Raw genomic sequence first — 19562 nt, 5'->3', positions numbered from 1 at the left:
TATAGAAATGTAAAGCCATTTCCGGGGACCCTTTTTGTGATATACTACAGTCAGAAAAATAAAATTCTATATATTTAAGTTTATATAACAGTAACAGAAAAGAGGGATTCCATGAAATTCACGTTTAACCATAATAACTTCAATGTGCTGGATTTACAGAAATCCATCGCTTTTTATGAAGAGGCACTGGGACTTAAAGTGGTAAGAAAATATGAAGCTCCGGACGGTTCATTCATCCTGGCGTATCTGGGGGATGGAGTGACACCACATCAGCTGGAACTGACCTGGCTTCGAGACAGAAAAGAACCATATAATCTGGGAGAAAATGAATTCCATCTGGCTATGGCAGTAGATGATATGGAAGCAGCCCATGAAAAGCATGAAAAAATGGGATGCATCTGTTTTGAAAACAAGGCCATGGGCATTTATTTCATCCATGATCCGGATAATTACTGGGTGGAAATCATCCCGGGAGGAAAATAATGGATTTACTGTATCAGAGAACAGCCCGCATTATCGGGGAAGAAGGGGTAAGGGCTCTTAAGGATGCCACTGTGGCAGTATTTGGCACCGGTGGAGTAGGATCGTATGCCTGCGAAGCACTGGCTCGCGCCGGAGTGGGGCATTTGATTTTCATTGACAAGGATGTAGTGGATGAAACCAATATGAACCGTCAGCTGGTAGCCGACCTGACCACACTGGGAAGAAACAAGGCGGAGGTTATGGCAGAGCGTGCCAGAAGGGTAAATCCGTCCTGTGATGTAAAGAGTATTGTAAAACTGTATGATCCGACAGACGAAGAGTTCATCCCATCTCTTCATGCAGATTTTGTAATCGATGCTATTGATGATGTACCGGCTAAGGTGGCCATGGCTATCTGCTGCTGGAAGCATAAGGTTCCGGAAATTTCCTCTATGGGAACCGGCAACCGGCTGCATCCGGAACTGCTGGAAATTTCGGATATATATAAGACCAGCGTATGCCACCTGGCAAGAAAAATGAGAAAGGCTCTGAAGGAAGCACGGGTCAGACGTCTTCCTGTGGTGTATTCCAGAGAACCGGCACATAAGATTATCGGGGAAGGGTATCAGCCCGGATCGATTTCCTTTGTTCCGCCGGTATCCGGTATGCTGATGGCAGGATATGTTATCCGTGAAATTTTAAAGAAGAAGGGGATACAATGACAGCGGTAATCCGGCATCCGGAATGGCTGACACTGCAGATTGACGGACAGCCGTTCTATGGATTTGATCAGGAATGGTACCCTCAGGGACGGCAGCGGATGGCCGGCTGTGGTCCTACCGTGGGGTCGGATATGATGACTTATGTGGAAATGAAGGAATGGAAGGTTCCGGCGGTCACCAGGGATGAAGCGGTAAGGAAGATGCTGGAGGTGTGGAAGTATGCGACGCCGCACATGCATGGTCTGTATAAGACGCACTGGCTGCGCGACGGACTTAACCAGTATATGGCAGATCATGGTTTGCGGGGCAAGGCGGAGTCCATGTCCATACCGGCACTTCACCTGGTGGCACCCCGGGCTTCTAAAGTGGCCAGATTTATTGAAGAAGGACTGCGGGCAGACTGCCCGGTTGGTTTCCTGAATCTTCATAGCGGAACGGAACCTATTCCGTATCACTGGCACTGGATGGTGCTGGTCAAACTGGAAGATATCGGGCAGGGGCACATGGTTACGTTGTGGGATGAAGGCAAACCGCTGCGCTTTAACCTGGAGAACTGGCTGGCGACCACAAAATTCGGTGGCGGCTTTGTCCGTGTAATGGGGACAGAGTGGGAAATGGACTGACCGGAGTCATCCTTCATTACAGAAAGGCTGTTTCCGGTAATCTGAAAGGGAGGAAACATAATGAATATTCAGAAAATTCTGGTACCGGTAGATGGTTCGACTGCATCGTTTGAAGCGTTTATGTGGGCCTGTGAACTGGCCTCCCGTTTCCAGGCGCAGGTGCACATGGTGTATATGGTGGATGCGCGGAAACAGGTGGCAGGAGCCGGCCGGGTGCCGATTGGGATAGAGAGCGGAGAAAAGGAAGCCCGTAAAGAAGGGGTACGGGTGGTAGAGGAGTTTTCGAAACATGCCCCTCCTGGAATTACTGTGGAAAAGATTATTGCCGTAGGACCTCCGGCAGAGGGTATTGTCAGACTGGCCTCCACTATGGATGTGGACCTTATCGTTATGGGAAACCGTGGTCTGGGGGCGGTTCGCCGTCTGGCCTTTGGCTCAGTATCTACCTATGTGCTTCATCATGCAGAGTGCCCGGTGCTGGTTACCCGGGAGAAGCAGGTAAGGACAGGGGTTATTTCATAAACTGGTAAAAGAGGGATGATTATGATGCACGTTGAACGTATTCTTGTACCGGCAGATGGTTCTGCTGAATCGGAAGCGGCCTTTGCCTGGGCATGTGACCTGGCCAGGTATTATGACGCAGAAATTACTTTGCTTTATATTGTGGATACCACCAAGCTGGGAAGTCTGGGCCTTCCTGGCGGACCGGAAAAGCCGGAATATTTTGATCATGAGCAGGGAAAGAAAATTCTGCAGACGCTTTGTGAGAAGGCACCTGAAGGCATATCCGTACATACGGTGACCGTCTATGGGGATCCGGGACCGGATATTGTACGTCTGGTGGACAAACATGACATTAATCTGGTAGTTATGGGAAGCCGCGGCATGGGCCGGGTTGCCCGCTGGGCGCTGGGATCGGTGTCCACATATGTACTTCATAGGGCGTCCTGTCCGGTGCTTACCGTTAAAGCGGACGCACAGGCCTGATTTTATCCAGGGGGTGTGATATGGCTATACAGCGGATTTTGGTTCCCGTTGATGGCTCCGTGGAAGCGTCGGCGGCCTTTGAGAAAGCAATGGAAATCGCCAGACTGGCCGATGCAGAAGTGATTGTAGCCTATGTGATGGATATCCGGAAAAAGATGTCCACCTTTGAAAAACTGACCGGAGAAAAAGAAGCCTGTACCCAGGACGAAGTGGAAGAAGAGGCACGCCCGGTATTGGCTCCGTTCCGAAAGAAAGCCGGGGCAGGCAGCCGGATCCGGTGCGTTGCGGCGGCCGGAGCGCCTTCCCTTACCATTACCGCGCTGGCCCATAAGCTGGATGTGCAGCTCGTGGTTATGGGTAACCGGGGAAGCGGCGGAATGAAGCGGTTTATGACAGGCAGTGTAAGCCAGTATGTACTGGAAAACGCGTTTTGCCCGGTCATGATCGTTAAAAATCCGGAAGCGATGAAGAAGAAAAAAGAGAAGGAAGAATGGGAAGAACAGTTCTATCCCAGCCGTCTCGCGGAGAGAAACGGAAAAAAGAATCAGTGACCATCAGCGGTCCGGTCATCCAGGCAGGATGGCCGGGCCGTTTTGCCTGCATTGACAGTATTTTTTAAACCGTGATACACTGATTTCATATTGAGTATTGACGGATTACCATCGTGGCATCCCTGAGAGCATGCAGGCTGCGCCTGTGCCGTGAAATACAGCGCATGTTCTGAAAGGGGTGCCTTTTCAGTGATTTCCAGAAGAAAAGTACGGAATGGAGATAGGATGATTCGTTGGCTTACGGCGAAAGCAGGGGCTGTGCCGCAGGGAAGGAGAGAAAACCATGTTTATGCATTATTTCGCGCTGGCGCTGGTGTTGGCGGCCGGACTGGGATACCACATGGTAAGCCGTGGTGTTCCGGATGGTGGAAACCGGTTTATCGGAGTGGGCATGGCGTATGTGGTAGGCTTTATCATCTGCATAATTTGCTTCCTTTTCACAAAACAGGGGAGTCTGGCTCAGGAATGGCAGGCGATTTCCTGGCACTATTTCCTTATCGGTATCATGGTCCCGGGCGTAGAAGTGGGATTTATCGCCATGTATCACAGCGGATGGCAGGTCAGCAAGGCAGCGCTTACCGCGGATGTGTTGGTAACGAGCCTTCTCGTCCTCATCGGTATGCTTGTTTTCGGGGAACATCTGTCCCTTATCAATCTGGCCGGCGTGCTGTGCTGCTTTGCTGGTGTGATTCTGCTGGAAAGGTAGGCGCGGCATATGCATAAGACAGGTCTTTATTACGGCTCTCTGGCCATTGTGTTAGCTGCCAACCTGGGATATCATCTGGTAAGCCGGAGCATTCCTGTGGGAGGCAATCAGTTCCTGGGAATCGCCGGTGCCTATCTGCTGGCCAGTGTACTCTGCTTTTTGGCCGGCGTGCTTACCCGGAAGGGACCGCTGCTGAAAGAATGGAAGGAAACACCGCTTCATTATCTGCTGTTCGGGCTGTTCGTTCCCGGACTGGAGGCAGGATTCATCCTCATGTACCACAACGGCTGGCAGGTCAGTCAGGGGGCGCTGGTTGCGGACATTCTGACATCCACCCTGCTTGCGGTGGTGGGGGTGGCCCTGTTTCATGACCGGCTGGCAGGAATCAACTGGGTGGGCATATTGCTCTGCTTTGCCGGCGTGATCATGGTAGCCTTGTAAGTACGCAGTATAGGCGATATGTTATGAATTAGTGTAAAACGAAGCGGAAATGGTATAATATCTGCGATCTGATTCACAATGGAGGCTTCTTTTGAAACTGGTTATAGCAGGCGGCTGCGGGGATTGCGGCCGTAACGCATTTTATATAGCAGGAAACGGGCATGCGTTTATTCTGGACTGCGGCGTATCCACGGACGGACTCAACCGCATCCCTGACTTTACGGCGGAACAGCTGGAGAAAGCGGAATTCCTGTTCCTTTCCCATTCCCATAAAGATCACTCCGGAGCCATTGAATATGTGGAAGACATGGGGTATACCGGGCCGGTGCTCATGTCCAACCGGACGTATCAGCAGCTGTCATACAAGCCGAAGAACACTATGATTCTTGATTCCACGGCACCGGAACTGGAACTGCTGCCGGATGTGCGGATTAAGTGGGGACTTACGGGGCACTGTGCCGGCTCGGTATGGTATCTGATTCAGGTGGGCAGCAAGCGTGTCTTTTATTCCGGGGATTACCGGGAAGGCGATGTGTTCTACCGCTGCCAGCCCATACGGGACATAACCGCGGATCTGGCCATTATGGAAGCTCATCTGGACAGGGGACTGTATGCGCAGCCTATGCGCCGGCAGGTGATGGATACCCTGTTTTCCCTTATGGAAGGTGGAAAGTCTGTCCTTCTTCCGGTATCCCTGCATGGCCGGGGACTGTCAATCGCTTCCGCGCTGGCGCTGACTCCGGGATTTGACCGCCCGATATTCATGTCGGAAAACCTGTGGAATCAGTGGCAGTCCCTGGCGAGACGGCACTATTTCGTAAATGAGGAAATATTTAACATTCCTCTGGACAGGTTCCGCTGCTGGGATGGGAAGACACTGGAAGGAAACGGCATCTATTTCCTCACCGATTCCCAGCTGGGCAAGGCGGAAAACCGGCAGCTTGTGGATCGGAATCCGGACATGCCGGTGCTGCTTACCGGACCTCTGCATGGATATGGTCAGGCCCGGGAGTATGTGGAAAGCGGGCGCATCCATCTGGCCGTATGGCCTAACCATACCTCGCTCTCAGAGATGGAGGAGATTGTCAGGAAAAACACTTTTGGAAAGGTGATTCCATTCCATAATGAACATATGCCCTGGCATGAGGAAATGGTAGAATTCTGATTTGTAAAATGACAAAATGGATGATACATAGAAATAAATAAATAGGTGCAGTTTATGCTTTATCGCATAGACTGCCTTTATTTTGTGATATAATCAATACAGTAAAGTCGAATAAAAATAACAGATATGTGAAATAACTGTGTTTTATCCGATGGAATATTTGAGAATTGGAAGGTGGGTAATATGCTAAAGTACAAAAATATTATGGTCCCCTATGACGGATCCGAACATGCAAAAAGCGCACTGGCGCAGGCTTGCGCACTGGCACAGGCCGGTGATGGCACTAAAGTATATATTGCCTCGATTTGTAATATGGTAGCTGCTATGAGCAATTTCGATCAGGTATCTATTGCTGAAGGCTGCCTCACAACCAAACTGGCTCAGGATCTGGAAAACCAGTGCAAAGCAGATTTGGAAGAAGCTAAGAAAATGGTTCCGGAAGGTATAAAGCACGAAGAAGTTTTTGAAATTGGTTCTCCAGGACCGGCTCTTCTTGAATTTGCTGATGACCATCACATCGATCTGATTGTTATGGGCAGCCGGGGACTTGGGCCAATCAAGGGAATTTTCATGGGCTCTGTTTCCAGCTATCTGGTCAGCCGTGCTAAATGCCCGGTTCTGGTTATTAAGTAAACATGCAGAAGAAGAGCCGCTATATGCGGTTCTTCTTTTACGTTGGAGGGAAAATGTATGAGCAGTAAGCGATGGCTCAAAGCCGAAATCAGAAAGTGGGTGCAGAATGACCTGATTACACCTTCTGAAGGGAATGCCATTCTGGCACAGTATGGGGAAGAATCTCATTCCTATCAGGGTATATTTTTCATTATGGCTTCGTTGTCCATAGGGGGAGGCCTGCTTTCCCTTGGAGCCTCATTCTGGAATGGACTCACTCAGGGACAGCGTTTTGTCACCGCTATGATTCCGCTTCTTCTGTCGGCACTGCTTATGCTGGCCCTGGTGGCACTGGACCGAAAGGTTCCGGTGACAGGGCACTGGAAAAATGTAGTAAGACGGCGTATGGAAACTGCCTATATGGATGAAAGTGACCGGGAGGAGGAAACGGTGACGCGTTACCGCGTTCCGGACTATGCCCGGGAAATTCTCTGTGCATTCCACGGAGGGGCCCTGCTCCTGGCATGCTATCTCCTGGAGGATACTTTCTTTATCCCCGGCACATTGCCGCTGCTGCTTCTGGGAGCCGGTGTGATTCTTCTGATTCTCACGTTTCTTATGGATTCCCTGTCCCTCAGTGTGGCCTGTGTGCTGGCTGCCACTGCGGCGGCTGTGACAGGCGGTCATGACTGGATAGTCACCGCCTCCTGGGGACTCATGGCGGCCCTCGTTCCTTTCCTTCTTACTCTTCTGAAGAATGACAGACAATACAGTCTCATCGTCCTTTCCTGGTGCTGGACCGCCGGAGTGTTGTTCCTTATTTCCCGGACGACCAATATGCTCTGGGAAATGATGTTCTTTTCCGAAGCGGCCGCCTTCACCTGGATTATCGGATCCATGATGCGTTCTTACACAGCGGCAGGGATGGCGGTGCGTTTCCTTGGTTCCACCGCCATGTTCGGCGTGCTGGGAATCAGTTCGTTTGGACAGCTCTGGATAGCTCCGCTGAGTCAGGAAAGCGGATGGCTCCTCTGGGGCGCCTTCGGGCTTCTTCTCCTTCTGAATCTGTATGTCCTTATGAAGGCGCTGCAGAAGAGAGAATGGCTGGCAGCGGCTTCCGGTATGGTGCCGGTATCCATGCTGAGTGCGGCGCTCCTTTCCCTGTGGGATACATCCGGGGCGGCCTCCGGCCTGGTTATCACTCTTACTGCAGTGGTTCTTTCACTGGGTGTCATACTGCGTGGGATTCAGACCGGACGGAGCTGGCAGGGGATGCTTGGATTTATCCTGCTTTTTGTCATGAGTGCCCTCCGTATGGTGGATTCCACACTGACACTGGCGCAGCGGGGCATCTATTTCCTTGCTGCCGGACTGGTTATGGCGCTGGTATGCCTGGCCGTCTACTGGCCGCGGAGGAAGAACCGGAGAAAAGGAAAGCGTAAACCGGTGACACATAGCAGCCGCCGGAGCGAACAGCCGATGGCTGTACAGAAGAAGAGCCAGGAAGTTCCGGCTCCGGATATACAGGAAACGTGGGAGGCACCGCCAGTTCCGGTGTTCCATCGCCCGGGTACAGATAAAGGAGAAAATGACCATGACCAGACGAAATAAGATCATCCTTCTTCTGATACTGCTGGCGCTGGAATGTGTGCTCCTGTTCTGGTGCAGAAACCGGTATATGACCGTCCTTTCCAGCGGTACGGTGTATGAATCGCCGGCATCGGTGGACTTTAAGCCGGATTTTGCGGAGAGAAACTATCTCAGTGTGTACATTCCCGTCACCAGCGCGGTATGGGTAGGGAAGAATGCACCGGAAAAAGGAAAGGAAATTTATCTGATTCCGGGGAAAAATGTGGATGGCATGTTGTTTATCCGACGGGCCAGTGATGTAAAACCATCCGGAGAATATCTGACCGTTATGGCTAAAGATTACCTGTATGGCCGCGTATCCTTCGATTTCCCTGCCAGTCGTGTATATATGACTTCCGGACAGATGAAAAAACTGTCTGTACTGGAACTTACGGAACGGGTGCAGGTAAAAGAGGGGACAGATAAGGAGGATAAGACCAGAACACAGCTTAAAAACCGGATTACTGCCATCATTCGTATTTATGACGGGCATGCGGTGATTGAACGTCTTCTGTGCAATGGGGCACCGGTGGAGCTGGCCTATACCACGGTGGGAACTAATACGCACATTACCTATTCCAACGGACAGACTGACAAGGATGTGGTGACTACTGAAGGTATGGATATGGACAGTGTATCCAAACCGGAAATTTCCGGAGACAGGGCATCCTGGCTGGATAAGCTGCTGTGATAACATGATTTCCGTTAGTTTCTGAGGAGGAACTTATGTATATTATTCTGGTACGACATGGGGAAGCGGAGCCGGAAACAGATAAGGTTTCGAACCGGAGCAGAAGGCTCACCGATAAAGGCCGCCGGCAGGTAAAGAAGTCAGCGGAACTGCTGAAGAGGCTGCTTGGTAATCAGCCCCTTACCGTCTGGGCCAGCCCTTACCGGCGGACCAGGGAAACTGCAGAAGTACTGGTTTCTGAACTGGCCGGGGCAGAAGGTGTGCAGGTGACAGATAAACTGATTCAGACATCCTGGGTACTTACTTCGTCTCAGCTTATCCGGGAAGGAAGGCCGCTGATTCTGGTGAGTCATCAGCCGATCCTTCAGTCCTATCTGCTGTCCATCGCTTCAGCCGGACTGAAATTTGCACCGGCATCCATGGCCGTTATACGGTATGATGTGGCCTGGCGGGAAGGAAAGCTGCTGGCATTTCTTACCCCTGGGCTTTGCAGGATGATAGAGGATTCCTATCGGGAATCTGAGGAGGAATAATGATAAAGAAATGTCTTACGATTGCCGGATCGGATTCTTCCGGCGGCGCAGGTGTGCAGGCCGATCTGAAGACTTTTTCTGCGCTGGGGACCTATGGAATGAGCTGTATCTCTGCCTTAACTGCACAGAACACACAGGGGGTGGATAAGGTGGAAAATGTATCACAGGCAATGATACGTGGACAGCTTGCCGCCATTTACAGCGACATTGTTCCTGATGCAGTTAAGACTGGGATGCTGTCATGCCGGGAAACCGTGGAAACGGTGGCCGGCTTTCTGGAGAGTCATAATCAGGCGCCTCTGGTTGTAGATCCAGTGATGGTAGCTACTACCGGCGCGCGTCTTCTCGATGAGGAAGCCATCATTTCTTATAAGGAGCGGCTCATTCCGCTGGCTACGCTGGTAACGCCAAATATTCCGGAAGCGGAAGTGCTTTCCGGGATGGCCATCCATACGGAAGAGGATATGAAGCAGGCTGCAGAAAAGATAATGGGCTTGGGTCCGAAGGCAGTACTCATCAAAGGGGGACATAAAGTTCATGATGCAACGGATTTCCTGTATGATGGAGAGACGTTTCACGTGTTCAGAGGAGAAAAAATAGATACGGAAAATACTCATGGCACCGGATGCACCTTATCCAGTGCGCTGGCGGTATATCTGGCCCAGGGCTATTCTGTGGTCAGGGCTGCAGCTCTGGCAAAAAAATATCTTACCGGAGCTATTCGGAAAGCCGCTGTGGAAAAAGTGGGACATGGGCATGGACCGGTATCCCATTTCTGGTTTTATGGAAATGACTGGGGTAAGATGAAATGAATTCTTTCTTTGCTTATCTGGCACGACTTAAACTGATTCGCCGATGGGGACTTATGCAGAGCGTGTGGCCTGAAAATGATGCAGAACATACACTGCAGACAGTCACCATAGCTCATGCGCTGGCGGTTATACGCCGGGATGTATTTCATGTGCCATGCAATGTGGAGCGCTGCGCCATGCTGGCGGTTTATCATGATGCCAGTGAAGTGTTTACCGGGGATCTGCCTACACCGGTAAAATATTTTAATCCGGCACTGCACGGGGAATATGAAAAGATTGAAATGATGGCCAGAGAACGTTTGCTTCGCACATTGCCGGAAGAAATGCGGCCAGGATATAAACCTTATGTGGTAGATATGGAAAAAGATGAACTCTGGCCGCTGGCCAAGGCGGCGGATACGCTGTCAGCCTATCTGAAGTGTGTGGAAGAGCTTCGGGCAGGCAATCATGAGTTCAAAAAGGCACATGACGAAATAAAGAAGAAAATAGAGGATATGCACTGCAGAGAAGCCGACTGGTTTCTCAATCATTTTGCCCAAAGCTTTACTCTCACGTTGGATGAGATGGAATAAGTACAGTGTCTTCTGGGGAAATGGAAGGTACGGAAATTGAGTGGAGACAGTGATTTTGCCTGATAAAACAGGGCGGTAAATGGTATTTAACTGAATTACGGGAAGATTTCATATTCTTTCAGCAGAGAGAATATGGAATTTTCCCTTTTTCAATGCTATAATCCCGGCGTTATAAAGGAAGACGCATTTATGCTAAAATAAGGGGACATAGAGAAATAATCTTTTGCAGGAGACGGATTTTTACAGATTAATGAAACACAGAAATTTCGAGGCGGGTATGGAAGAGCTTAGTAATATGCTGAATCGACTTCTTCATCGGGGAGATGAGGAGGAAATCAGGCAGGATGAACTGAAAAAACAGATAGACGCCATTTACCGGATCTATGCAGGGACAGTAGGACCTGAACAGCTGATTATAAACGCCGGAAAGTATGATGCACTGAAATATATACATGATGAAAATCCAGGGAAACGACTGCTTGGTCTGCAGCGACTGATTCTGGAAAGCAGGGATTATCATATTCCTCCATCGCCGGAAGATATGCCGGTAGTGATGGACAAGCTGGAAAACCGGCTGTCTGAACTGCTGGCCCGGCGCGCAGTGGAAGAGCGGCTGGAACGGAAGATTGCTGCCAGGCTGGAAGAACGGCAGCAGGACTATGTCAATGAAATCCGGAAGGAAATTCTGAAAGAAGAGGGAGCAGGGGAAACCGAGCAGGAAAGGAATAAACTGGAAAAGCTGAAAGCCCTGGATGAAATACATCTTACCGACGCAGCTCTTGCTCAGGTGCGCCCGCAGAAGCTTTCCGATATTGTGGGGCAGGATGACGCAGTTAAAGCCACAGCAGCCCGCATTGCTTCTCCTTATCCGCAGCACCTGATTCTGTATGGTCCGCCAGGTGTGGGCAAAACGACCACGGCGAGACTGGTACTGGAAGAAGCTAAAAAACGGGATAGTTCGGTGTTCGGGCCGGATGCGCCGTTTGTGGAATGTGATGGTACCACCCTGCGCTGGGACAACCGGGATATGACCAATCCGCTGATTGGTTCAGTACATGACCCTATTTATCAGGGAGCCAGAAGAAATCTGGCAGATTCCGGAATCCCTGAACCTAAACCGGGCCTGGTTACCAGGGCTCATGGGGGCATACTGTTCATCGATGAAATCGGAGAACTGGATCCGCTGCTGCTCAATAAGCTGCTGAAAGTGCTGGAAGATAAGCGGGTATTTTTTGAATCGGCCTACTATGATGAAGATAACAAGGCCATTCCTTCCTACATCCGGAAGCTTTTCCGTGACGGAGCACCTGCAGATTTCATTCTTATCGGGGCGACAACCCGTCAGCCGGATGAAATCTGTCCGGCTATCCGCTCCCGGTGTGCTGAGGTGTTTTTTAATCCCCTGCAGCCGGAAGATATATCCCGCATTGTCAGAGAGGCGGCCACACGTCTTCATGTAAAGCTGGAAGATGGGGTGCCGGATATGGTGAGTGAATATACCATGGAAGGACGAAAGGCGGTAAGCCTGCTTACTGATGCTTATAGCCTGTCTGTTTATGAGGCGGATGGATGCAGGCAGGTCACTGTAACCAGGGATACACTGAAAGAAGCAGCCCGGTCGGCCCATCTGACTCCGTGGCAATTTCGCGTGGCATCCCCGGTGCCTCAGGTGGGACATATTTACGGACTGGGGGTCGCCGGTTACTGGGGGAGCACTATTGAAATAGAAGCGGTGGTACACCCACTGGGAAACAGAGAAAAAGGTACCATCCATTTTAATGACACCGCAGGGTCCATGGCCAGAGATTCAGTAACCAATGCCAGCTCGGTGGTGCGCATGATTACAGGAAAGAACCTTTCTGATTACGATGTGCATGTCAATGTGGTAGGGGGAGGAAATATTGATGGTCCCTCTGCCGGAGCAGCCATTACCTGTGCCATCATTTCGGCACTTACAGGAAAACCGCTGCGTCAGGATATTGCGGTGACCGGGGAGATTTCCCTGTCAGGAAGGATAAAGCCTGTGGGTGGCATTGCAGAAAAGGCGTTTGGTGCCCATCAGGGAGGTATGAAGGCCATCCTCATACCGAAGCAGAATGCCCTGGATATGGGCAGTGAATATATGCATATGAAGGTTATCCCGGTAGATACCATACAGGATATACTGGAACATATGCTGGTAAGAAAAAAACAGAAAATGAAGGGGAGTAAATAATGCCACAGGAAGAAACAAAGAAATGGAACCGACGAGATGACGGCAGAAGAAATACTTCCACTGATAATATGCTGGTGAGCCGTGTGCCGCCACAGAATCTGGATGCAGAGCAGGCCGTACTGGGGGCCATGCTTCTGGATAAGGAGGCCATCGTCACCGCAGAAGATATGCTCCGGTCTGATGACTTTTACCGGGATGCGGACGGTATTATTTTTGAAGCTATTTTAAATCTGGCAAGAAACAATAAGGAAGCGGATATTCTTACCGTCACAGAAGAACTTCGCCGTATGGGACGACTGGATGATGTAGGAGGAGTCATCTATATCAACAGCCTGGCAGAGAAGGTGTTTTCCACCAAATCGGTAGGGGAACATGCTAAGATTGTGCAGGAAAAATCAAAACTCCGTCATCTGATTGATGCGGCTGGTACCATTGCTGACAATGCGTACAGCGAACGCGAATCCGTGCAGGATATTGTCGATGATGCAGAACGGCGCATTCTGGAAGTAGCCAAGGATGAACGAAAGAGTGATTTCATCCCTATCGGGGAAGCGGTGCAGCATGCACTGGAAGAAATCAATGAAAAATTTCAGAACAAGCAGGGCGTTACCGGGCTTTCTACCGGGTTTGCCAAGCTGGATGCATTTACCAGCGGATTTCAGAAAGGCGATTTCATAATCATTGCTGCCCGTCCATCCATGGGTAAGACCGCTTTCGTACTTAATATTGCCAAGAATATGTCGCTTTCCAGTGATCATAAGACGGTAGCATTCTTTTCTCTGGAAATGTCGAGAGAACAGCTGGTACAGCGTCTGCTTTGCTCCACAGCACTGATTGACAGCCAGAAACTGAGAACCGGGCGCATTACCAGCCAGGAAGAATGGAGGAACCTGGCAGCGGCAGCAGGTCATCTGATTAATGCTCCGCTTTATATTGATGACACTCCGGGGATTTCCGTATCCGAAGTCCGTTCCAAGGCCAGAAGGCTGAAGGCGGAACGGGGCCTGGATATTATCATGATTGACTATCTCCAGCTTATGCGGGGAAACTCCAGCCGTGCCAGTGAAAACAGGCAGCAGGAAATTTCTGAGATTTCCCGCTCCTTAAAGAGTCTGGCCCGTGAACTCAACGTACCGGTTATCGCTCTGTCCCAGCTGTCCCGAAGCGTGGAATCCCGTCAGGACCATCGCCCGATGCTGTCTGACCTGCGTGAATCCGGCTCTCTGGAACAGGATGCGGATATGGTAGGTTTTCTGTATCGTGAAGCTTACTATAACAAGGAAATGCAGGATGATGATGAAAAGAACAATGCGACAGAAGTCATCCTGGCTAAGAACCGTAATGGCCCGGTAGGGACCATTGAGATGTACTTTGCAGGTCAGTTCACACTGTTCTATGAACTGACGAACCAGGAAGAACCGGAAGGTATGTAAGCACGTCAGGAAAGGGCTGAGCGTATGGATTTATGGGGAAATGAAGACTGGTGGGACCGGGAGGCGGAAGAGAAGAAACCTCCGGAGGAAACGGATTATGAAGGCATGGAAAGGGAGTTTTATCACTGTCGGGCCTGTCCGCTCCGCCGGGAAGGCGGGCATGGTCCTGTCCTTTCTACAGGCCCATGCCCGGCACCGCTTATGCTGGTCGGGGAGGGCCCTGGCAGTGTGGAAGATGAACACGGACTGCCGCTTATCGGGCCGTCCGGACAGCTTCTTGACCGGGCCCTGCTGTCTGTAGGGATTACCCGCGACCATGTATATGTAACCAATATTGTAAAATGCCGCCCCAGAGGAAACCGTACACCGACGCAGCAGGAAGGATATTTCTGTGCATCCCGCTGGCTGGTAAGGGAAATCGGTCTGGTGAAACCGAAAGTTATCGTCGCACTTGGCAAACCGGCACTCCGGTTCTTCCTTGGCCGGGAAGCCGGAATTATCCGAAACCGGGGACACTGGATATCCTGGCATGGCATTCCGGTGATGCCCACATTTCATCCGGCCTATCTTCTCCGGCAGGAGGGACATGCCCAGGTGGAGGCCAAATGGGCCGTATATTACGATCTCATGGCGGCAAGGGATAAAGCGGCAGCTCTGGCTCCGGACTGGGTCTGGAAGAGCGGGAATGTGCCTGACCTGACAGAGATGTATGCTCAGCGGATTCTGATGCGTAAAGAGCTTGCAGAATCCAAATGAACTGACAGAGATGAGCCGGCGGCACATGGATTGCAAACTTCGGCTCTGGACGCTAAAAACATCTCCGAAACTTTAATGAGGCGGATTTTGTGAATAGCCTCCCTGATAAAAATCGAGAATGCAAAAGAGGCTGTGCAAAAATGATTTTTCATTTTTGCACAGCCTCTTTTATTTGGTATTCGCAGTTACAGGCGGGATTCACTTACTAACCCCTTTGAATTCTGAAAGAATTAACCTGTTTTTTACTTGGTTCCGAAGATTCTGTCGCCGGCGTCACCGAGGCCTGGAACGATATATCCGTGTTCGTTCAGGCATTCATCTACAGCGGCGGTGTAAATCTTTACATCTGGATGAGCTTTGTTTACAGTATCTACGCCTTCCGGTGCGGCAACCAGGCACATGAGGCGGATATCCTTTACGCCTCTGTCCTTGAGCATCTGGATAGCGGCTACGGAGCTTCCGCCGGTGGCCAGCATCGGATCGACAATGATGAAGCTTCTGTTTTCAATATTTGGCAGCTTGCAGTAGTATTCTACCGGTTTTAAGGTTTCCGGATCTCTGTACAGACCGATAACGCCGATACGTGCAGATGGAATCAGGTCAAGAAGCCCCTGGACCATGCCAAAGCCGGCGCGGAGTACCGGGACAATGGCGATTTTCTTTCCGGTGAGTCTCTTGCCCACTGTCTTCTGTATCGGGGTTTCAATTTCCACATCTTCCAGAGGAAGGTCACGGGTGGCTTCATAGCCCATCAGCATGGTTATTTCTTCCAGAAGCTTTCTGAAATCAGCAGAACTGGTTTCCTTTTTGCGCATAATGGTCAGCTTATGCTGGATTAACGGGTGGTCAATAATATTTACCTGCATAGTGGTTCCCCTTTCAAATTTGTTAACATATCGTAATTTTGCCTATAACATGATAACACAAATACCCCGGTGCTGAAAGGCCGGGGTAAAAGAAGGGCCAAATGGATGGCTTATTTTCCGATTCCGAAGAAGCGCTCGGTGTTTTCTCTGGCATGCTTTACCAGTTCCTCCGTGGGGACGCCCATGTAGGAAGCCAGGGTTTCGGCTACATAGGTTATGTTCTGCGGTACATTGGTGCGCGGCAGGTTGAATCCTCTGGGGGTGAGATATGGTGCATCCGTTTCAATCATGATGCGGTCCAGTGGGATGGCTGTTACCGCCCCCCGGAGGTCGTCGGCACGGCGTTCATCACAAATCCACCCGGTGATGCCGATGTAAAATCCCATGGAAATGAGTTTTTCGGCCATCTGACGGTTTCCGGTGAAACAATGGACTACTGACCTGTGGCAGATATCTTCGTGGCCGGAAAAGCAGGAAATAAAGTCTTTTTCTGCTTCCCGTTCATGAAGGAACAGCGGCTTGTTGAGATCTTCCGCAGCCTGGATGAGGGACCGGAATACGGAGAGCTGTTTTTCTCTGGGAGAATACATGCGGTCATAGTCCAGGCCGCATTCTCCTACGGCGACAATGCGGGGGTTGGAGGATACGATTTCCCTTATGCGGAGTACGTCGGCCGGTGTGGCGTGCTGAGCTACATGGGGATGGATACCTGCAGTACCGTATACATCGTGGGTGCGGACAAAGGTATCCACTTTTTCATTATCGTCCGGCTGAGCACCGGTGAGTATGCAGCATACACCGGCCGCTTCGGCATCGGCTATGATTTTTTCAGGGTCATGAAATGAACGGACAAACAGATTTAATCCAATATCATAATAAGTACGCATAGTTCCTCCTTGCAATGGACGCTTTCCTGCCCACGGGCAGGGGCGGGTATACTATATATTGTAAATGAATATTTTCAGTGGAAACAGAAGGAATGAAACCTTCTGTCCTTTTATTTTATCGCAAAGGGGAACTGGAGACCAACCAGAATCGAAGTAAAGATAATGGTTATATACAGAGAAGGATAAAAGTGGTTTACAGATTACGAACAGGCAGTAAACGCCGAATGTGTCTGAAGTATACCTGAGAGTAATAACCTGTATGCAAAAAAGATATGATTCAATTTTCCGGATGCTGCAGAAAAAAACAAAAGGCGCAAAAGTACACTTATCATTGACTTTTCAGAGATATTGAGAATGGTCAAAAGTGAAATGGGTAGAAAAGCGGACATGTTTTGGAGTTGAAAATATGATGGCAGGGGAGTATTATAGTCAAGGACGACATACAATATGTAGTGCTGAAAAAATAATAAGAACAGCATATTGTATATAGAGTAAACTAAACAAAAAAGGCAAAAAGCCTTTAAATACTGAAGTTTTATGAATGTTTATGGAGGTTATGGATATGGCACCGCTGAAGAGTGATCTGATTGAAGTAAAGACAAGAGTTATAAAGAGAAATGGTCAGGAAGTAGCATTTGATGGACATAAGATTATCAATGCGATTGCTGCAGCCAACAGGGAAGTCAGTGAACTTCACCAGATGAATGATTTTCAGATCCGTGCTGTAGCAGATACCATAGCCAAGACGGTAAATAATATGCTTCATGCGGTAAACGTAGAAGATATTCAGGATATGGTGGAACGCGGCATCATGGAAATGCGCGCCTACGAAGTAGCCCAGAAGTATGTCCGTTATCGTTATAAGAGAGAAATCTCCCGTAAGTCCAATACTACGGATAATGGAATCCTTTCTTTGATTGACCTGTCCAATGAAGAAGTAAAGCAGGAAAATTCCAATAAGAACCCGGTAATTAACTCCACACAGCGCGATTACATGGCCGGTGAAGTATCCAAGGACCTGACAGAACGTCTTCTCCTGCCGGAAGAGATTGTGAAGGCACACAAGGAAGGCATTATTCATTTCCATGATTCTGACTACTTTGCTCAGCGTGAACATAACTGCGACCTTATCAATCTGGAAGATATGTTGCAGAACGGAACCGTTATCAGCCAGACTATGATTGAAAAGCCGCACAGCTTCTTCACTGCCTGCAACGTAACTACCCAGATTGTTGCGCAGGTAGCATCCAATCAGTACGGCGGACAGTCCTTCACCCTGTCCCATCTGGCACCCTTTGTAGATGTAAGCCGCCAGAAGATCAGGAAGCAGGTTATAGAAGAACGGAAAGAATGCGGTGAATCCCTGGATGATGCAGTGATTGCCAAGATTGTAAAGCATCGTCTGGCAGAAGAAGTAAAGAGCGGTATTCAGACCATTCAGTACCAGCTGATTACTCTGATGACCTGTAATGGACAGGCTCCGTTTGTAACCATGTTCATGTACCTGGATGAAGTACCGGAAGGCCAGACACGGGAAGACCTGGCTATGATTATTGAAGAAGTACTCCGCCAGCGTATGCAGGGCGTAAAGAATGAAAAGGGTGTATGGATTACCCCGGCGTTCCCGAAGCTTATTTACGTACTGGATGAAGACAACATTCACGAAGATTCTCCATATTACTACCTTACCGAACTGGCTGCACAGTGCACGGCTAAGCGTATGGTACCGGACTACATTTCTGCTAAGATCATGAAGCAGCTCAAGCAGGGCAATGTATACACCTGCATGGGATGCCGTTCTTTCCTCACTGTGGAAGACCGCCAGAGAAATCCGGATGGAAGCCACAAGTTCTATGGCCGTTTCAATCAGGGCGTAGTGACCATCAATCTGGTGGATGTGGCATGCTCTTCCTACGGGGATATGGATGCATTCTGGAAGATTCTGGATGAACGTCTGGAACTCTGCCACAGAGCACTCCGTTGCCGTCATGAACGTCTGCTGGGGACCGTGTCCGATGTAGCACCAATCCTCTGGCAGTATGGCGCTCTGGCAAGACTCAAGAAGGGTGAAACCATTGATAAGCTCCTCTACAATGGCTATTCCACCATCTCCCTGGGATATGCCGGACTGTACGAAATGTGCGTACGTATGCTTGGCAAGTCCCATACCACTCCGGAAGGACGGGAATTTGCTCTCAAGGTTATGCAGAGACTGAATGACAAGTGCGCAGAATGGAAGAAGGCTGAAAACATCAGCTATTCCGTATATGGAACCCCGATGGAATCCACAACCTATAAGTTTGCCAAGTGCCTGCAGAAGCGCTTTGGCATCATTCCAGGTGTAACCGACAAGAACTATATTACCAACAGCTATCATGTTCATGTACATGAACAGATTGATGCATTCCATAAGCTCAAGTTCGAATCTGATTTCCAGAGACTTTCTCCAGGCGGCGCTATCAGCTACATTGAAGTGCCGAACATGCAGAACAATATTCCGGCAGTTCTCACGGTAATGAAGTATATTTATGACAACATTATGTATGCAGAACTGAATACCAAGAGCGATTACTGCATGAAGTGCGGATATGATGGCGAAATTCAGATCGTTGAAGATGAAGATGGCAAGTTAATCTGGAAGTGCCCGAAATGCGGCAACACCGATCAGCATCAGATGTCCGTTGCCCGCCGTACCTGCGGTTATATCGGCACACAGTTCTGGAACCAGGGCCGTACACAGGAAATCAAGGACAGAGTACTACACCTCTGATATGCTCCTGTATGACCTGATACAGCGCTTATAACAGGCATATATACAGTAAAAGGTGGTGTCAAAAGCGTTACATCGTTTTTACATCACCTTTTATCATTTCTGAATCATGGATTTTTCACAGGAGGT

The 19562-nt window shown here is 49.7% G+C and carries 21 protein-coding genes; 19 read left to right on the top strand and 2 right to left on the bottom strand.

The genetic code is table 11. The annotated features are described in order from the left end of the window. Positions 1 to 111: 111 nt before the first annotated feature. The 18 genes from BLQ79_RS01065 (at position 112) to BLQ79_RS00980 (ending at position 14910) form a co-directional block, all read left to right on the top strand. Positions 112 to 483: a VOC family protein gene (locus BLQ79_RS01065; RefSeq protein WP_091362912.1), complete on the top strand. Its 372-nt coding sequence runs from the start codon at positions 112 to 114 to the stop codon at positions 481 to 483. Continuing rightward, a complete protein-coding gene (locus BLQ79_RS01060; protein WP_091362910.1) occupies positions 483 to 1184 on the top strand; it encodes a tRNA threonylcarbamoyladenosine dehydratase in 702 nt (233 codons plus the stop codon). The genes BLQ79_RS01065 and BLQ79_RS01060 overlap by 1 nt, the downstream gene beginning before the upstream one ends. Next, positions 1181 to 1807, top strand: coding sequence for a hypothetical protein (locus BLQ79_RS01055; RefSeq protein ID WP_091362908.1), 627 nt, complete (start codon positions 1181 to 1183; stop codon positions 1805 to 1807). The genes BLQ79_RS01060 and BLQ79_RS01055 overlap by 4 nt, the downstream gene beginning before the upstream one ends. Positions 1808 to 1867: 60 nt before the next feature. Continuing rightward, a complete protein-coding gene (locus BLQ79_RS01050) occupies positions 1868 to 2329 on the top strand; it encodes a universal stress protein (RefSeq protein ID WP_091362906.1) in 462 nt (153 codons plus the stop codon). A 21-nt stretch (positions 2330 to 2350) separates the two neighbouring features. After that, positions 2351 to 2794: a universal stress protein gene (locus tag BLQ79_RS01045; protein WP_159427811.1), complete on the top strand. Its 444-nt coding sequence runs from the start codon at positions 2351 to 2353 to the stop codon at positions 2792 to 2794. Positions 2795 to 2814: 20 nt separating this feature from the next. Next, complete coding sequence (locus tag BLQ79_RS01040) at positions 2815 to 3345, top strand: universal stress protein (protein ID WP_091362902.1); 531 nt, start codon at positions 2815 to 2817, stop codon at positions 3343 to 3345. Positions 3346 to 3628: 283 nt separating this feature from the next. Next, complete coding sequence (locus BLQ79_RS01035) at positions 3629 to 4051, top strand: EamA family transporter (RefSeq protein WP_091362900.1); 423 nt, start codon at positions 3629 to 3631, stop codon at positions 4049 to 4051. Between the two features lie 9 nt (positions 4052 to 4060). Continuing rightward, complete coding sequence (locus BLQ79_RS01030) at positions 4061 to 4492, top strand: hypothetical protein (protein ID WP_091362898.1); 432 nt, start codon at positions 4061 to 4063, stop codon at positions 4490 to 4492. A 91-nt stretch (positions 4493 to 4583) separates the two neighbouring features. Then, positions 4584 to 5657: an MBL fold metallo-hydrolase gene (locus BLQ79_RS01025; protein ID WP_091362896.1), complete on the top strand. Its 1074-nt coding sequence runs from the start codon at positions 4584 to 4586 to the stop codon at positions 5655 to 5657. 183 nt (positions 5658 to 5840) lie between these two features. After that, on the top strand, positions 5841 to 6290 hold the full coding sequence (locus BLQ79_RS01020) for a universal stress protein (RefSeq protein ID WP_091362894.1): 450 nt from the start codon (positions 5841 to 5843) through the stop codon (positions 6288 to 6290). Between the two features lie 57 nt (positions 6291 to 6347). Beyond that, positions 6348 to 7880, top strand: coding sequence for a DUF2157 domain-containing protein (locus tag BLQ79_RS01015; protein WP_091362893.1), 1533 nt, complete (start codon positions 6348 to 6350; stop codon positions 7878 to 7880). Beyond that, positions 7864 to 8589, top strand: a complete 726-nt coding sequence (locus BLQ79_RS01010) for a hypothetical protein (RefSeq protein WP_091362891.1) — start codon at positions 7864 to 7866, stop codon at positions 8587 to 8589. Before BLQ79_RS01015 ends, BLQ79_RS01010 begins: the two co-directional genes overlap by 17 nt. A 35-nt stretch (positions 8590 to 8624) precedes the next feature. Continuing rightward, a complete protein-coding gene (locus BLQ79_RS01005) occupies positions 8625 to 9122 on the top strand; it encodes a SixA phosphatase family protein (protein ID WP_091362890.1) in 498 nt (165 codons plus the stop codon). Then, the gene (thiD, locus tag BLQ79_RS01000) at positions 9122 to 9934 is read left to right on the top strand and encodes a bifunctional hydroxymethylpyrimidine kinase/phosphomethylpyrimidine kinase (RefSeq protein WP_234944883.1); all 813 of its coding nucleotides are present in this window, start codon (positions 9122 to 9124) and stop codon (positions 9932 to 9934) included. The genes BLQ79_RS01005 and thiD overlap by 1 nt, the downstream gene beginning before the upstream one ends. Beyond that, entirely contained in the window at positions 9931 to 10506 is a 576-nt protein-coding gene (gene yfbR / locus BLQ79_RS00995; protein WP_091362888.1) for a 5'-deoxynucleotidase, read from the top strand. The genes thiD and yfbR overlap by 4 nt, the downstream gene beginning before the upstream one ends. A gap of 295 nt (positions 10507 to 10801) precedes the next feature. Then, entirely contained in the window at positions 10802 to 12721 is a 1920-nt protein-coding gene (lonC, locus tag BLQ79_RS00990) for a Lon family ATP-dependent protease (RefSeq protein WP_234944882.1), read from the top strand. A 71-nt stretch (positions 12722 to 12792) separates the two neighbouring features. Continuing rightward, entirely contained in the window at positions 12793 to 14154 is a 1362-nt protein-coding gene (gene dnaB / locus BLQ79_RS00985; RefSeq protein WP_091363001.1) for a replicative DNA helicase, read from the top strand. A 24-nt stretch (positions 14155 to 14178) separates the two neighbouring features. Further along, positions 14179 to 14910 carry a uracil-DNA glycosylase gene (locus BLQ79_RS00980; protein ID WP_091362886.1) on the top strand — a complete coding sequence of 244 codons (732 nt, stop codon included), beginning with the start codon at positions 14179 to 14181 and terminating at the stop codon, positions 14908 to 14910. A gap of 242 nt (positions 14911 to 15152) precedes the next feature. On the opposite strand, the gene upp is transcribed toward BLQ79_RS00980, so the two are convergent. Next, a complete protein-coding gene (gene upp / locus BLQ79_RS00975; protein WP_091362884.1) occupies positions 15153 to 15776 on the bottom strand; it encodes a uracil phosphoribosyltransferase in 624 nt (207 codons plus the stop codon). 110 nt (positions 15777 to 15886) lie between these two features. Beyond that, on the bottom strand, positions 15887 to 16663 hold the full coding sequence (locus BLQ79_RS00970; protein ID WP_091362883.1) for a TatD family hydrolase: 777 nt from the start codon (positions 16661 to 16663) through the stop codon (positions 15887 to 15889). Between the two features lie 562 nt (positions 16664 to 17225). Between BLQ79_RS00970 and nrdD the strand changes: the two genes are divergently transcribed. Next, entirely contained in the window at positions 17226 to 19433 is a 2208-nt protein-coding gene (gene nrdD / locus BLQ79_RS00965) for an anaerobic ribonucleoside-triphosphate reductase (RefSeq protein ID WP_091362881.1), read from the top strand. Positions 19434 to 19562 lie beyond the last annotated feature (129 nt).

It is taken from the genome of Dialister histaminiformans, assembly GCF_900103425.1.
Classification (GTDB): Bacteria; Bacillota; Negativicutes; order Veillonellales; family Dialisteraceae; genus Allisonella; species Allisonella histaminiformans.
Note: the sequence above shows the minus strand (reverse complement) of the source record. Positions and strands in the feature narration are given on the sequence as shown.